This window comes from Bizionia psychrotolerans, from assembly GCF_001039595.1.
In genome coordinates, this window is record NZ_JNGS01000010.1 from 13,371 (window position 1) to 27,528 (window position 14,158).

Sequence of the window (14,158 nt, forward strand, 5' to 3'; positions counted from 1 at the left end):
ATGGGTGCAAAAGTAATTATTTATTTCATATATTACAACATAATTTCAAACTAAATTTACGTTTGTCATATTCGAACTCAATTTTGTTAATGAAATGTTAAAATAAACGTTTTACCGATGTTTTTTGGTTTTTAACCGAATTTTTTGTACTATTGTCGATATCTTAACCGAAATAAAACAAAATGTTATGACATTAAACTGTGTAGTAGTTGACGACTCCGCGATTCAACGTCTCTCGATTGTTAAATTAATTGAAAATCACCCATCTCTTAATTTAATTGCCGAGTACAATAGTGCGTTGGAAACCAAAAACGGATTAAATACCCATAAAGTAGACTTAATTTTCTTGGATATTGAAATGCCTGTATTAAATGGTTTTGAATTGCTGGATGTATTAAACAACAAACCCCAAATTATTTTTGTAACTGGTAAAACGGAATACGCCTTTAAAGCATTTAATTATGATGCTACTGATTATTTACACAAACCAATTACTAGAGAGCGCTTTAATACAGCCGTTGATAAAGCTGTTGAGCAACATAAACTTAAATTAGATTTTAACGAAACAGAAGGCGAACACATTTTTGTGAAAAGCAATTTGAAAAAACGTAAAGTTTATATTAAAGATATCAAGTGGATTGAAGCCCTTGGTGATTATGTTAAATTAGTTACTGAAGAAACAAGCCTCGTCGTGTTATCCACTATGAAAGCTTTTGAACACGAATTACCGGAAGGGAAATTTTTACGGATTCATAAATCCTATATCGTGAATCTCGATAAAGTGGATCGTTTCAATAGTAAAAACGTAGAGGTTGGTGCTTATGAAATTCCTTTAAGTAGGAATAAAAAGACCCAACTGGTCGATGCACTAAACAATATTTAAAAAAAATCCTGATTTAAACATCAGGATTTTTTTTGCTTTTAAATCTTCTAATTTCTAATAATTATCCACATTTAAGATCACGCGAATGGGTCTGAAATCCTTTACGCTTGAAAAACTCGTGTTTATTTTAAGAATGGCTGCTTTAGTCTTGGCAAGCGATTGCTTATTGGGGATTTTTACTAATATATTTTTGTGATATTGATTTCTAATTCGGGAAACTGGTGGGAATTCAGGCCCTAAAACATGCTGATTAAAAACTTGTCGTAACGATTTTGCATACCAATCTGCTCCGACATTCACTTTGTTATAATCACGATGCTTTAAGGTGATTTTTACCAAACGATAAACGGGTGGATATTTAAAATTATATCGGTCGTCCATCTGTTCTTTAAACATCTGTGCATAATTATTAGTCGAAACCTGCTGCAGAATATTATGATGTGGATTATAGGTTTGTATCAATACTTTTCCACGTTTATCAGTACGTCCTGCACGTCCTGAAACTTGCAGCAACAATTGAAAACTGCGTTCATGTGCTCTAAAATCTGGAAAATTAAGCATATTATCCGCATTCATAACACCTACTAATTTCACGTTTCTAAAATCCAATCCTTTGGTTAGCATTTGTGTACCGACTAAAATATCGACTTCTTGGTTTTCAAAGGTGCTAATAATTTTTTCGTAACCATATTTGCCACGAGTGGTATCTAAATCCATACGTGCTACTTTGTAGTCTGGAAATAGCATACTTACCTCCTTCTCTACTTGTTCGGTACCGAAACCTTTATTATCCAATTCTACACTGCCACAAGCACCACATTTTTTAATCATAACACTATGATAGCCACAATAATGACAACGCAACTGATCACGATGTTGATGATAGGTTAAACTGACATCACAACTTGGACATTGTGGTGAATGCCCACAAGTTTCACATTCTATTATTGGCGAATAACCCCTACGGTTTTGAAATAAGATAATCTGATGACCAGCTTCCAAGGTTTCTGTCATTTCTTCAATCAACCGATCACTGAAATGGCCTTTCATACGTTTCCGCTTATGTTTGTCCTTAATATCCACTAATTCAATATCTGGCATCATAACATTATTAAAACGCGTTGACAATTCTACCAAACCGTATTTTTGCTGTTGTGCGTTAAAATAACTTTCTAAACTCGGTGTTGCGGAACCTAAAAGGGTTTTCGTTTTAAAAATACTGGCTAAAACAATAGCTGTATCACGTGCATGATAACGTGGAGCAGGATCAAATTGCTTGTAAGATTGTTCATGCTCTTCATCAACAATAATCAATCCTAAATCATGAAATGGCAACAATACGGATGAACGTGCTCCTAAAACAACTTGTGCCTTTGGCGAATTACTCAACACCTGGTTCCAAACTTCAACACGTTCATTGTTTGAATATTTAGAATGAAAAACAGCCACTTGCTCACCAAAATAATTTTGTAATCGTGAAACTAGTTGGGTTGTTAAGGCAATTTCCGGAAGCAAATACAAGACCTGTTTTCCTTGCCTTAGCGCATCTTCAATAAGTTTGACATAGATTTCTGTTTTTCCAGAAGACGTAACACCATGCAATAAAACAATATTCTGATTTTTGAAAGATTCTAAAATATCTTTCATAGCAACTTCCTGTGCATCATTTAAATGTTTGGAGCCTTCCGTTTCTTGGTCATCATCAAACTGAACCCGATCCGTTTGAATGAAATATTCCTCAAGAATCTCTTTATCTATCAACGTTTTTATAATGGCAGATGAACTATTACTAGCTTCTGTTAAATCAGAAACAGGAATGGGTTTTTTGGTTTTTGCGGTTACCGAAAAGAGCGTCAAAACCACATCACGTTGTTTGGGTGCGCGACTTAATTCTTCTAATAATTCCTGTAAAGCTTGTTGATCTTGAAATTTATTTTGAAGTTTCACATAACGAACTAGTTTCGGTTTGTATTTATCGAAAATTTCTTCGTGAACCGAAATCGCTTCTTTTTCTAATAAGCGCTTGACCAAAGGCATTACATTCTTTTTATCGACAATATTACTAATGTCTTGAATTTTCAAAGAGGTTTGATGTTGTAAGGCTTCGAAAATTAAAAACTCATCATCTTTTAAATCGGCTTCATTGATTTCTAAAGTCAAATTCTTGGAAATAATGCTTTCACTATCTAGAATAAAAGCGCCAGGAAGTGCAGCACGCATCACATCACCAAGCGTACACATATAATACCTAGACATCCATTCCCACAGTTGAAATTGGGCTTGAGTAACAATTGGCGTTTCATCTAAAATTTGATGAATGTCTTTCGCTTCATAAATAAGTGGTTCATCATTATGAATCGTTTGAACAATTCCTGTATAAATTTTGCTTTTACCGAATGGTACAGAAACACGCATTCCTGGTTTAATGAAATCGGCTTCCGCAGATGTTATACGATACGTAAAACTGTTTTCAATAGGAATAGGTAATATGACATTTATAAAAAAGTTGTTCATGTTAAAATCCCTTTCGCAATTGATTTAATGAGGCATTCAATTCATAACCCATTAGGAGAATATTACTGTTTAACCACAGATAAAAAAGCAAAATTAAAAGTGCACCAATTGAGCCATATAGCTCATTATATTGAGAGAAATTCTCAATATAAACACCGAATAAATAAGATGTTAATATAATGAGTAAGGTAGTAAATAAAGCACCTATGGAGAAAAATCGAGATTCTTTTCCTTCTCGTGTTCCAAAATAATACAAGGTGGCTGTTGCTAAATAAATCATGGCAATAAAGAATATAAATTTACCAATAAGTATCCACACAATAGTACTCTCCTCATCTACATAACCAAAGGTTTGTAAATTGCCCATAATATAAATTTGAAAATACAAAAATATGGCGACCGTTAGAATAGATAGGAAAGCCAAAATTAAAGCGACTCCTAAAGCATACATGTATTGTTTAAATATGTTTCGTGATAATTGCTCATGATATGAGCTTTCAAAACCTGCAAAAACGGCATTAATTCCATTCGCCATTAAAGCCATAGAGACCAGAAAAACGGATGATAATAGTCCACCACGTTCTGTACTATCTATGTTTTCAAAAATATTAGCAAAGAAAAACTCGGATGTGCTTGGTGGTAAAAAGGAATTTAAAAAGCGTTGAAATTCTATTTTAAAATCGTCAATTGGTACGTAAGGAATAATGATTAACACAAATAATAGAAAGGGGAAAATAGCCGTAAAAAAATTAAACGCAATGGCACTTGCTCTTGTTGTTAAAGCCCCTTTTACAATGCCAATACTGTAGAGCTCCATCAAATCATATAAAGACAAGCCTTCCAAACCTGGCAGTTTCACTTTCTTTAAAAGTTTAACCACCAAATTGACCACGGGAATTTTAGCCAATTTTTCTTCTACAGGTTGCGACATGAATAATTTTTAGTTTTTACGGGTTTTCAGATATGGAATTAAACAGCTTTTAAGCTTAAATCCATGTTATAAACAGAGTGCGTTAAAGCACCTGATGAAATAAAATCCACACCGCATTCAGCATAATTTCTGATGGTTTGTTCATTAATGCCTCCAGAACTTTCGGTTAAGCATTGGTCGCCAATTAAAGCAACTGCTTTCTTGGTATCATTATAATTAAAATTGTCTATTAAAATACGATAAACACCTTCGGTTTTTAATATTTCTGCTATTTCATCTAAATTTCTAGCTTCTACAATAATTTTCAAATCACGATTCGTGTCTTTTAAATATTGTTTGGTTTTTTCAATAGCTTTAGTAATGCCTCCTGCAAAATCAATGTGGTTATCTTTAAGCATAATCATATCATACAAAGCAAATCTGTGATTTTCACCACCACCAATTTTTACTGCCCATTTTTCTAAAGCACGAATTCCTGGTGTTGTTTTTCGGGTGTCTAAAACTTTGGTTCCAGTTCCTTCCAATAAATCTACGAATTCTTTCGTTTTTGTGGCAATTGCACTCATCCGTTGCATGGCATTCAATACCAAACGTTCCGCTTTTAAAATAGATTGCGAAGATCCTTCAACATAAAAAACTATATCACCATATTTTACAGGATTGCCATCAGCTATTAAGGTTTCTACTTTCAGGTCTTTATCAATATAGGCAAACACCAGCTTTGCGAATTCTACTCCTGCAATAATACCTTTGTCTTTCACTAAAAGCTTCGCCTTACCTTTAGCACTTTTAGGAATACAGGCTAAAGAACTATGATCGCCATCACCAACGTCTTCACGAATGGCATTGGCTATAATTAATTCTATTTCTTTATTAAATTGGTCTTGGGTAATCATTTTTTAGTATTTTTAGACACTACGAAAATATAGCATTTTTGCTTAAACCTTCTTAATGAATTCAAAAAAAATATTCCTAACACTGCTTACCGTTTTTATGGGTTTACAACTGTATGCACAAAACCACGTTTATATTGATGAAAATTTAAAAAAAACCGACTCATTAGACTATTCTGAAAAATGTCTTTTACGCGCTTTTAAATGTTATAAATACCAAGTTGACTCCTTAATAATCTATAAAATACTTCCAAAATTTCAATTTGGTAAAATTGATCAAACAGCTTATACACAAATTAGAAAATTATTGATGCGTGATTCACATGAAAACATTGAGTCAAACAAAACGTTAATTATCAAATTTTTCGATACCATTTACCCTTATAAAATGGCTTACAAAAATCATGTTAAACATATGCAAGTGGTTCATCACGTGGAAATAGACTCTGTAAAGGAATCTGACAACTACAACCCTAATTTAACCGAAGAAGCTTTTATAGAAAGTCGCAAAGATTTTGTGAAAAATAGTAAAAAATGCATTAAAAAATTTGAAGGAAGATTCAATTCTGAAATTTTTTATATGGTTGATGAAAACAACGGAATTGCGAACGAATACAAGAATTTTAACTGGGTAACAGACAACGGATTTTTCAAAAACAACTTTTTTAAATTCCGAAGTCATTACAGTACCGTTTTTATAAAACCAGATGGTGAGTACTTCCTGATTGGCTCGCATTTTTCAGATCAATCCGCTAAAAAATTATTGAGAAATGACGATTGGACTAAACATAAAAAAGACTGGCAAGAAACGCTAACCATAAACCGATTTGAAGGGTCAGGAATATTTGAAATAGAACCCAATTACAGTCATCAAGATCATTGCTTTTAAAGACTATATTTTAATAGTAACATTTCTGTTTCAAAATCGTCCTAATAGTAAACCAACGTATCATGACCACACTTAAAACCACAGTTATTTCGCTTCATAACCAACTTTTTTTTAAAATTTTTACGTGGTTTACACGCATACTTTTAGCAGTAGCTTTCGTACCATCTGGTTTAACCAAATTAGTAGGAAATCGATTCACCACCTTGGGAACCGACGATCCTGTTGGTTTCTTTTTTGAAGCCCTTTACCAATCTGGTTGGTATTGGAACTTTATTGGCTTGCTGCAATTAACCGTTGTGCTACTCCTACTCATTCCCAAAACCACTTTTTTAGGCGCTTTACTTTATTTACCCATAGTTATTAATATTCTGGCCATTGTAACATCTATGCATTTTACCGGAACACCATTTATTGTTGGGTTGATGCTTTTGGCAAACATCTATTTATTGATTTGGGATGTTGAAAAACTACACGCTATTGGCAACATTATTTTAAAGCGATAAATATTCAAAAAAAATAATAAATTTGCAGATGACTATAAAACTTCTTGCCATTGGCAAAACTGATAATAAACAGCTGCAAACGTTGATAGATGATTATGAGAAGCGGTTATCACATTACATCAAGTTTGAATTTGAAATAATTCCAGATTTAAAAAAGGTAAAAAACTTAAGCGAAGCGCAACAAAAAGAAAAAGAAGGTGAGCTTATTTTAGCTAAACTTTCATCAACAGACACGCTCATTTTATTGGATGAAAATGGTAAGCAAATGCATTCCGTAGCATTTTCAGAATATTTACAGAAGTATATGAATTCTGGAATTAAGCAAGTGGTTTTTGTTATTGGAGGACCTTATGGGTTTTCGGAAGCCGTTTATGAAAAAGCCCAAGGCAAATTATCCTTATCAAAAATGACATTTTCTCACCAGATGATACGGTTGTTTATGGTTGAGCAGTTTTATCGTGCTTTTACCATTTTAAAAAACGAACCATATCATCATCGGTGAAAAACTGAATTAAGACCGTTCCGATAATTATCGGAACTGTTAGAACAAAGAATAAAGACTGAATTCGTCTAACTTTAATAAACAATTCAGAAAGTAACAATTTTTCTAATTTTTAAAACAACAATTTTCAAAATTAATTGTGTTTAAATTAGATAACCTTTTTATTTAGTAGAAAACGTATGTTTACGCTTTTTAAGTTGCTTTTCTAAATCGCTAATGGTTTCTTTTACAGATGCTTCAAAATTTTTCTCATTTGAAATGGCATAAATCCTCGGGCCTGGTAAACTTAATTCCATACTACAAATAAAGCCTTCCTCTTTCGTGCTGTTTTCTTTTTTAAATTGCACATCACAATTAATTAACCAATCGTATTTTTTTATAAGGGATTGGAGCTTTTCTTGCGTATAAGTAGTTAATGCATCACTTGAATCGAGATTTACATATTGAAAATTTATAGTCATATCTATAGGTGTTTTTATGGTTTATATTCAAATTTAAAAGCTTATTTCCCTATTTAAAATGATATATGTCATCAATTTTATCCAGTTAGAAATTAGTTTTATAAAAATACCAATTATTTAATGTTTCAACGAAATTTTACAAAAGGATTAACTATTTATTTTTCTTTTTAGCCCATAATTTATATCCAAAAGCCAATTTGGCTTTACTTAAACTGAAAAGCTGCTTATTATCAAAATCCAAGCTGGTAGAATAAGCACTTCCATTGTATATTAAACTAATATAATAACGATCGGCATTATAAGCCAAAGCAGCGGTATAATCTACTTTATACAGCATTGGGTTTGAAGGTTTATACGTATCGTCCGTTAAGGTAACCTGCTTATTCATAATAGCAATTCCAGGCATTACGTTAAACGAAGCCACGAAGTTTTTTGGTAACGCAAAAGCCGAAATAAAGCCACCCAAAACACCAATTCCAGCCGAGTTATAACGTTTTATATTGGCTTCTTCATTATAATACAATGCGCCTTGATTGGACAAAATAGTTTCGTTTCCAGAAAAATAATCGAAAACAGCAAAAGTCCCTAAACCACCAGTTATATAAACATTTTTGTTTCGTTTAGAAACACCTGCTTTTAGCATAGCCATAGAAAACTCAATGTCTGACACTGTAAATAAATAATTAAAACCAGCGGTTGCGGATTTAATATCATCGCGAAAAATAGTTGGCTCATTGTAATTGTTTTTTACATTAAAACCCTTGTAAGTTTGAACATAGATATTCACAAAATGGTTTTTTCCAAGAATTGCAGTGCCTTGCAAATCAAATCGGTTGGTAATGTTCTCCTTATTGGTTTTCAGGTTAAAGGCAATATCAATCACTATTTTTCGGCTGGCAAAACCAAAACCAACACCAAATGGGTTATTGGGAATAAAACGGGTTTTTGAATCATCATCCCGAACTGAAAAACGTTTTACTTTATAGTTTGTAAAAATTCTAGCCGAATAATTTTCCAAATCCCGATCTATAAACATGCTATCAACCACTTTGTAGACTTTGGTGGAATCTACATTTTTTAAAATTTGCGATTGACTTGATAAACAACTCAAAAAGCAAATCGTAAAAATAAAAAAAGCGTTGCGCATAAATACCAATAAATTGAAGGGATTGTAGAATTTGAATTACATTTGTTACAAGCTAAAAATACATTAAATTATAGAATATGCAACTCGTTTTCGCGACAAACAATTTAAACAAAATTAGGGAAGTTCAACATTTAATTCCCAAGCATATTACGGTATTGAGTTTGAAAGATATAGGTTGCTATGTGGATATTCCTGAAACCCAAAATACCATAAAAGGTAATGCCATACAAAAAGCAGAATACGTAAAAACGCATTTTGGATACGATTGTTTTGCGGATGATACAGGTTTAGAAGTGGATGCCTTAAATGGTGAACCTGGCGTATATTCTGCACGCTATGCAGGCGAGCAACGTGATGCCGATGACAACATGAATAAGTTGCTCACCAATTTAGAAACCCAAGACAACCGTAAGGCACAATTTAAAACCGTTATTGCGCTTCACTTAAATGGAAAGTTAGAAACCTTTACAGGTATTTGCAAAGGCAGTATTACCAAAGCTAAGTCCGGAACCTCTGGTTTTGGCTACGATCCTATTTTTAAAGCCGACGGTTATATCAAAACATTTGCCGAAATATCTTTGGAAGAAAAAAACCGCATTGGACACCGTGGAAAAGCTGTACAGCAGTTGGTTGATTTTTTAAATGGACTTTAAATTTACGTAGAACTACGTATTTGGGAAGTTGTTGAGATTGATTAGATTTGGTGTAGATATAATAGATATATATACACCATTACCTATACACGTACGTTGTGCCTAATTTGAGAAAATGATTGCGGAAATAAATAAAGCTTGGAATTGGAAAGGATTTAACGCAACCGAAATCATTCGCACGAATGAATTTGGAAACGTGATTTTCAAAACGGACAAAAGTGAATATTGGAGAATTTGTCCTGAAGAAATTCGTTGTGAAAAAATTGCGGAATCGGAATCTGGATTTGACCTTATTTCTGCCGACTCTGAATTTATTGAAGATTGGGAAGTGACAAACCTTGTGAATATTGCGAAATCGGAACTTGGAGAGTTAAAAGAAAATGAAAAATATTGCCTGAAAATGTCGGCTGTTGTTGGCGGAGAATATGAAAAATCAAATCTCGGAAAAATAAGTTTTGCGGAATTAATTGCTTTTAGCGGAGATTTAGGATTTCAGATAAAAGATTTGAAAGACGGACAAAAAATAAAACTGAATATTAAAGAATAAATGGGACACAAAGCTGTTTGTTTAGAATGTTATAGAGTAGAAAATTTGGGATTAGATTTAACTAATCTACATCTTGGAAAATGTCCTTTGTGTTCAAATCAAATGATTTTTATTAATCATAGTTTTCGACCACCCAAAAAGACTGATAAGAAAAAATGGGAACTTGTAAAGTTTATGATTTCAGAAGGTTTCCCTTTCCAACACGTTTATCAAGAAGGGAAATCGGAATATTATAAATCGGAATCAAATAATTATGTCAGCTATCCAAAAACATTAGAAGAAGCAAAAGAATGGGTTGTTAAATACAAAGACCAAAGAATAAAAAACTAGGCACAACACCGTGTATAATTCATTGCTAGTTCTAGCCTACTTGGAAATTCCTTCGGAATTTCCTCTGGTTCGTTTTAGTTTACTAATTTAGTTGCTTAAACACGCAACGAAATCATACACAATCACGTTGGCAACAATATGAAAAAAAACGACAGTACTACTTTTTATGATCTTTGGTCTAAATTCTATTTTGGCTCAAATCGAGGAGAATATTTACGAATTGAACTCAATTGAAAATCTTTTAACCGAAAATGTTAAAGATATTTTAGACACTAATTTAACTGACAAAAAAGTTGTTTTTTTGGGAGAATCACAACATAATATTGGTTCCGATTTTTCAGCTAAAACTGAATTTGTAAAATATTTAGTTCTAGAAAAAGGATTTAAAGACATCGCTTTTGAAGGCGATTTTTTTGGTCTCTATTTTGACCATAACAAAGTTAATTTATATTCCTTTTGGTCTCGTTCTGTCCAATGTATGGAACTATTCGAATTTTTAAGTGAACATAATGTCACTATCTGGGGTTTTGATAATCAAATGGGTTCAGGTTATACTTGGAATAATTTCACAAATAAATTGACTGAATTCCTGAAAAATAATTCTATTAATTTTGATGAAAAATTTACCGAAACAACTGAAAAATATATCAAAAACAGAAAGAAAGCAAACAAAATTGTTGGTAAATCAAATTTAGAATACCTAATTAATGAAGTTGATAACTTACTAAAAAACGATACAATAATTAAAGATAAACTTTGGACTCAATTTTTGCAAAGTTACAAAAGTGATATTATTATAAATTCAACTCATAAAAGCAGTAAAAAAGGCATACCAATTAGAGATAGCCAAATGGCAAAAAACCTAGATTTCCTAGTTAAAACAATGCCAAATAAAAAATTTATTGTGTGGTTGGCAAATGCACATATGGCAAAATATGAATATGAGTTTATGAAAGGTCAAACGATGGGAAGTCAATTCGTAAATATGAATCCTGATATCTCATATCACATCGCTTTTTCAACAATGTACATTGGAAATGTAAAACCTAAATGGGTAGAAAAATCTAGTAACGACAAAGACAACCTACTTTATTTTTTACCTACCACAGAAAAAAATTATTTTATTGACTCAAAACGGATAATTAGTATCAACCCTGAATACACAGAAAAAGAATATCAAGGACTATTTAATCTTAATAAAAATAAAACAAATTGGTTTAAGCATTTTGATGCTTTAGTTTTTATTTCAAAAGGAGAAAAAGTAAAATACGATGAATAAAATACTGTTGCCAACAACGTATATAATCCATTGCTAGTGCTGGCTTACTTACGAAAACCCTCGCGGATTTTCTATCTGGTTTTTATTTGCTAAATTACGTATTAAACCACGCAACGTATCATATACAAAACCGTTGGCAGCAATTAAAGACATACTTTACGAACTAAAATAATAAATGGAACTATTAAACAATAAAAAGTATGCGATACCAATAGTTATTCTATTTGTGTTTTTTATGTTTTACAAACCTGTTGTTTGTTTTATTATTCTTGGCTCTTTGATTTCAATAATGAGTATTTACTTTTGGAACTTTCTTTCCGATATTCACAAAAACGGAATTGAAAGTGTTGGAAAAATACTGTTCTACGAATCAGACTCTGACGGATATAAAACACCGACAGTTGAATTTACATCTAAAAACGGAATACAAATTCGGAAAAAACCATACTATTACGCATCAACTGATTTAAGCAAAATACGGACTTATAAAAAAAACATAGACAAACCGATTGACATATTGTATGACCCAAAAAATCCCGAAAAATTTGTTATCGGAAAAGAAAGGAATTTCAATAGTTTCAGTTTAATCTTTGGGACATTAGTTGGACTGATATTTTTGATTGTTGGAATTTGCAGTATTTTAGGAATAATTAATGTTGAATTTTAAAAATAACAGCTGCCAACACCGTATAAAAATAATTGCGGTTTAGTGCTTAATCAAAGGTCGCTGCGTGTTTGTAACATCTGATTTTCCTTCGGAAAATCCTCGCATACAAACCCTCAACTATTCTTATACATAAACGTTGTAAGTAATTTAAGAAACCCAGAAACTATGATTAAAAAAGTACTGACATTTATACTTTTAATAACCTTTATAAACACAAGTTTTGGACAAATAACTTCAGACAAAGAAGCAACAGAATCATTGAATTGGATAATAGAAAACCCACAAATTGAATCCGATAGTATTTTTACCAATAAATCAGCTGAAATTTTTAAATGGTACGCTTCAAACAATCCGCAAGTTGAAATGCGAGTAAGCGGAATAAGTGAATTTATGGATTCAAGTAAATCTTATAAGTTTTTTAAAGAAATCATTATGATTTACACATTAAGCGAAATAGACAATCAAATTAGCAGAAATGTTGACAAGAATGAATCTTCATTATTAGCTATTTCCAATGTTTTAAAATTTTATGAAAGAATTATAAAAATCGACGAGAACTATAAAAATTCTGTACTACAAAAATACTCTGCGCTTTCGGAAAAGGATTTGAAAAAGCAAATGAAAAAACTACAATAAAATGGCAGACGGAAGTTTATCACAGTTTAAAGCAACTTTAGCAAGAAAAATAGAACGAAACCAAAAAAGGCAAGCAAGGAATGACAGAAATTCGTCAAGCTATAAAAGTTCTGATTCAAAACCTGAATATAATTTCCCAAAACTATCGGAATCGGAATTGGAGAAAGTAAAAAATGACATTCGAAAAAAAGCAAAATCGGAAAGAAAAAAGGAACTGATAACTATTGCAATCATCTTTATAATTTTGACTTTGATAATTTTATATCTAATTTAAATTTGAATAAAAAACTACTTACAACAACGTATATAATCCATTGCTAGTACTAGCCTACTTACGAAAATCCTTGCGGATTTTCTATCTGGTTTTTATTTGCTAAATTACGTGCTAAACCACGCAACGTATCATATACAAGACCGTTGTAAAACATTTGAACAAACATTGAGAATTCAAATTATCATATTGATTTTAATCACAAATTTTGCTTTCGGACAAGATAAAGTTACGATTGACAAAAATCTTCCCAAATATGAGGTTAAAGATGAATTCAATCGATTTGATGATATTGCAAACGAAATAAAACACATTGAAAGTCTAAATATTACTTTCCCATCTGATTCTGAACTTGAAATTTCTAACAGTTACAGTTCAGGATTTACAGGTCACGACATTATTATTCGACTGAATAAAAATCTGAACATCCAAAATGTAACTTATAATTATTGGACAGATGTTGTTGGATTAAACGAGCCCAAATATGTTGTTGATAAGATTTATTTGAAACTAAATCAAAATCCTTTTAAAGACATAAAAGAACTTCGAGGACAATATATTTTGCAAATCAATAAAATAGATTCTTCTGGACAACTAATAAACACAAAAGAGTTTAAAGGTAAATTCAAAACTTTTAAAGGTGTCGACAAAAATTCAACAGATTATAAATGGACATTGGAACAGAATAAAATATTTTACGGAATCACTAATGAAAATGGAGTTTATCTACATCCCGACAAAAGACCGAGTTTAAAATCTGACAGCAAAGTACTTGTGAAAAAACTAAAGGAATTAAGCAATAATTTTCCAGCCAAATTAAGAACTTGGGTCGTTATTAATGAACAAGGGAAAATCGAAGAAAGTTCTATCCAATACCAAACCAAAGTTAATTCTGATTTGGAAGATGAAATCACTAAACTTCTGATCGAAATGACAGAATGGTATCCAGCTTGTGTAAATGATAAAGCTGTTAAATCAAAAATACCATTTATAATCGGAATTGAATAAAAAAACGTTTTACAACAAAGTACTATGGTAAAAAACAAGTAAAA

The 14,158-nt window shown here is 31.8% G+C and carries 17 protein-coding genes; 12 read left to right on the forward strand and 5 right to left on the reverse strand.

All coding sequences use genetic code 11. The annotated features are described in order from the left end of the window. Positions 1 to 187 precede the first annotated feature (187 nt). A complete protein-coding gene (locus GK51_RS01170; protein WP_048331193.1) occupies positions 188 to 883 on the forward strand; it encodes a LytR/AlgR family response regulator transcription factor in 696 nt (231 codons plus the stop codon). A gap of 54 nt (positions 884 to 937) precedes the next feature. On the opposite strand, the gene priA is transcribed toward GK51_RS01170, so the two are convergent. From priA to nadC, 3 genes are read right to left on the reverse strand one after another with little or no spacing between them, the layout of a single operon-like run. Next, complete coding sequence (priA, locus tag GK51_RS01175) at positions 938 to 3,397, reverse strand: replication restart helicase PriA (protein ID WP_048331171.1); 2,460 nt, start codon at positions 3,395 to 3,397, stop codon at positions 938 to 940. A gap of 1 nt (position 3,398) precedes the next feature. Continuing rightward, positions 3,399 to 4,328, reverse strand: a complete 930-nt coding sequence (locus GK51_RS01180) for a YihY/virulence factor BrkB family protein (protein WP_048331173.1) — start codon at positions 4,326 to 4,328, stop codon at positions 3,399 to 3,401. 38 nt (positions 4,329 to 4,366) lie between these two features. Continuing rightward, positions 4,367 to 5,224 (reverse strand): carboxylating nicotinate-nucleotide diphosphorylase, encoded by an 858-nt coding sequence (gene nadC, locus GK51_RS01185; protein ID WP_048331174.1) that lies wholly within the window; start codon positions 5,222 to 5,224, stop codon positions 4,367 to 4,369. Between the two features lie 97 nt (positions 5,225 to 5,321). On the opposite strand from nadC, the gene GK51_RS01190 reads away from it, so the two are divergent. The 3 genes from GK51_RS01190 (at position 5,322) to rlmH (ending at position 7,115) form a co-directional block, all read left to right on the forward strand. Then, on the forward strand, positions 5,322 to 6,110 hold the full coding sequence (locus GK51_RS01190) for a hypothetical protein (protein ID WP_156179531.1): 789 nt from the start codon (positions 5,322 to 5,324) through the stop codon (positions 6,108 to 6,110). 62 nt (positions 6,111 to 6,172) lie between these two features. After that, positions 6,173 to 6,613 (forward strand): DoxX family membrane protein, encoded by a 441-nt coding sequence (locus GK51_RS01195; RefSeq protein ID WP_053069202.1) that lies wholly within the window; start codon positions 6,173 to 6,175, stop codon positions 6,611 to 6,613. Between the two features lie 28 nt (positions 6,614 to 6,641). Next, the gene (gene rlmH / locus GK51_RS01200; RefSeq protein WP_048331178.1) at positions 6,642 to 7,115 is read left to right on the forward strand and encodes a 23S rRNA (pseudouridine(1915)-N(3))-methyltransferase RlmH; all 474 of its coding nucleotides are present in this window, start codon (positions 6,642 to 6,644) and stop codon (positions 7,113 to 7,115) included. Positions 7,116 to 7,276: 161 nt separating this feature from the next. Here rlmH and hpf read toward each other — a convergent pair whose 3' ends face one another. Beyond that, the gene (gene hpf, locus GK51_RS01205) at positions 7,277 to 7,576 is read right to left on the reverse strand and encodes a ribosome hibernation-promoting factor, HPF/YfiA family (protein WP_048331180.1); all 300 of its coding nucleotides are present in this window, start codon (positions 7,574 to 7,576) and stop codon (positions 7,277 to 7,279) included. A gap of 151 nt (positions 7,577 to 7,727) precedes the next feature. After that, positions 7,728 to 8,723, reverse strand: a complete 996-nt coding sequence (locus tag GK51_RS01210) for a DUF4421 family protein (RefSeq protein ID WP_048331181.1) — start codon at positions 8,721 to 8,723, stop codon at positions 7,728 to 7,730. Between the two features lie 77 nt (positions 8,724 to 8,800). On the opposite strand from GK51_RS01210, the gene GK51_RS01215 reads away from it, so the two are divergent. From GK51_RS01215 to GK51_RS01250, 8 genes are all read left to right on the forward strand, one after another. Continuing rightward, entirely contained in the window at positions 8,801 to 9,376 is a 576-nt protein-coding gene (locus GK51_RS01215; RefSeq protein WP_048331182.1) for a non-canonical purine NTP diphosphatase, read from the forward strand. Between the two features lie 115 nt (positions 9,377 to 9,491). Further along, entirely contained in the window at positions 9,492 to 9,923 is a 432-nt protein-coding gene (locus GK51_RS01220; protein ID WP_048331183.1) for a T6SS immunity protein Tdi1 domain-containing protein, read from the forward strand. Between the two features lie 102 nt (positions 9,924 to 10,025). After that, positions 10,026 to 10,253, forward strand: a complete 228-nt coding sequence (locus tag GK51_RS02435) for a hypothetical protein (protein WP_197072704.1) — start codon at positions 10,026 to 10,028, stop codon at positions 10,251 to 10,253. 166 nt (positions 10,254 to 10,419) lie between these two features. Then, the gene (locus tag GK51_RS01230) at positions 10,420 to 11,532 is read left to right on the forward strand and encodes an erythromycin esterase family protein (RefSeq protein WP_082132692.1); all 1,113 of its coding nucleotides are present in this window, start codon (positions 10,420 to 10,422) and stop codon (positions 11,530 to 11,532) included. Between the two features lie 175 nt (positions 11,533 to 11,707). Then, a complete protein-coding gene (locus tag GK51_RS01235) occupies positions 11,708 to 12,199 on the forward strand; it encodes a DUF3592 domain-containing protein (protein WP_048331186.1) in 492 nt (163 codons plus the stop codon). A gap of 165 nt (positions 12,200 to 12,364) precedes the next feature. Beyond that, complete coding sequence (locus GK51_RS01240) at positions 12,365 to 12,835, forward strand: hypothetical protein (protein WP_048331187.1); 471 nt, start codon at positions 12,365 to 12,367, stop codon at positions 12,833 to 12,835. A gap of 1 nt (position 12,836) precedes the next feature. After that, positions 12,837 to 13,109, forward strand: coding sequence for a hypothetical protein (locus GK51_RS01245; RefSeq protein ID WP_048331189.1), 273 nt, complete (start codon positions 12,837 to 12,839; stop codon positions 13,107 to 13,109). A gap of 186 nt (positions 13,110 to 13,295) precedes the next feature. Then, positions 13,296 to 14,114 (forward strand): hypothetical protein, encoded by an 819-nt coding sequence (locus GK51_RS01250; RefSeq protein ID WP_156179532.1) that lies wholly within the window; start codon positions 13,296 to 13,298, stop codon positions 14,112 to 14,114. Positions 14,115 to 14,158: the final 44 nt, after the last annotated feature.

Excerpts from the sequence above, each read along its gene's own strand:
- GK51_RS01170 (WP_048331193.1), top strand. The coding sequence starts at position 188 with ATGACATTAAACTGTGTAGTAGTTGACGACTCCGCGATTCAACGTCTC.
- priA (WP_048331171.1), bottom strand. The coding sequence starts at position 3,397 with ATGAACAACTTTTTTATAAATGTCATATTACCTATTCCTATTGAAAAC.
- GK51_RS01180 (WP_048331173.1), bottom strand. The coding sequence starts at position 4,328 with ATGTCGCAACCTGTAGAAGAAAAATTGGCTAAAATTCCCGTGGTCAAT.
- nadC (WP_048331174.1), bottom strand. The coding sequence starts at position 5,224 with ATGATTACCCAAGACCAATTTAATAAAGAAATAGAATTAATTATAGCC.
- GK51_RS01190 (WP_156179531.1), top strand. The coding sequence starts at position 5,322 with ATGGGTTTACAACTGTATGCACAAAACCACGTTTATATTGATGAAAAT.
- GK51_RS01195 (WP_053069202.1), top strand. The coding sequence starts at position 6,173 with ATGACCACACTTAAAACCACAGTTATTTCGCTTCATAACCAACTTTTT.
- rlmH (WP_048331178.1), top strand. The coding sequence starts at position 6,642 with ATGACTATAAAACTTCTTGCCATTGGCAAAACTGATAATAAACAGCTG.
- hpf (WP_048331180.1), bottom strand. The coding sequence starts at position 7,576 with ATGACTATAAATTTTCAATATGTAAATCTCGATTCAAGTGATGCATTA.
- GK51_RS01210 (WP_048331181.1), bottom strand. The coding sequence starts at position 8,723 with ATGCGCAACGCTTTTTTTATTTTTACGATTTGCTTTTTGAGTTGTTTA.
- GK51_RS01215 (WP_048331182.1), top strand. The coding sequence starts at position 8,801 with ATGCAACTCGTTTTCGCGACAAACAATTTAAACAAAATTAGGGAAGTT.
- GK51_RS01220 (WP_048331183.1), top strand. The coding sequence starts at position 9,492 with ATGATTGCGGAAATAAATAAAGCTTGGAATTGGAAAGGATTTAACGCA.
- GK51_RS02435 (WP_197072704.1), top strand. The coding sequence starts at position 10,026 with ATGATTTTTATTAATCATAGTTTTCGACCACCCAAAAAGACTGATAAG.
- GK51_RS01230 (WP_082132692.1), top strand. The coding sequence starts at position 10,420 with ATGATCTTTGGTCTAAATTCTATTTTGGCTCAAATCGAGGAGAATATT.
- GK51_RS01235 (WP_048331186.1), top strand. The coding sequence starts at position 11,708 with ATGGAACTATTAAACAATAAAAAGTATGCGATACCAATAGTTATTCTA.
- GK51_RS01240 (WP_048331187.1), top strand. The coding sequence starts at position 12,365 with ATGATTAAAAAAGTACTGACATTTATACTTTTAATAACCTTTATAAAC.
- GK51_RS01245 (WP_048331189.1), top strand. The coding sequence starts at position 12,837 with ATGGCAGACGGAAGTTTATCACAGTTTAAAGCAACTTTAGCAAGAAAA.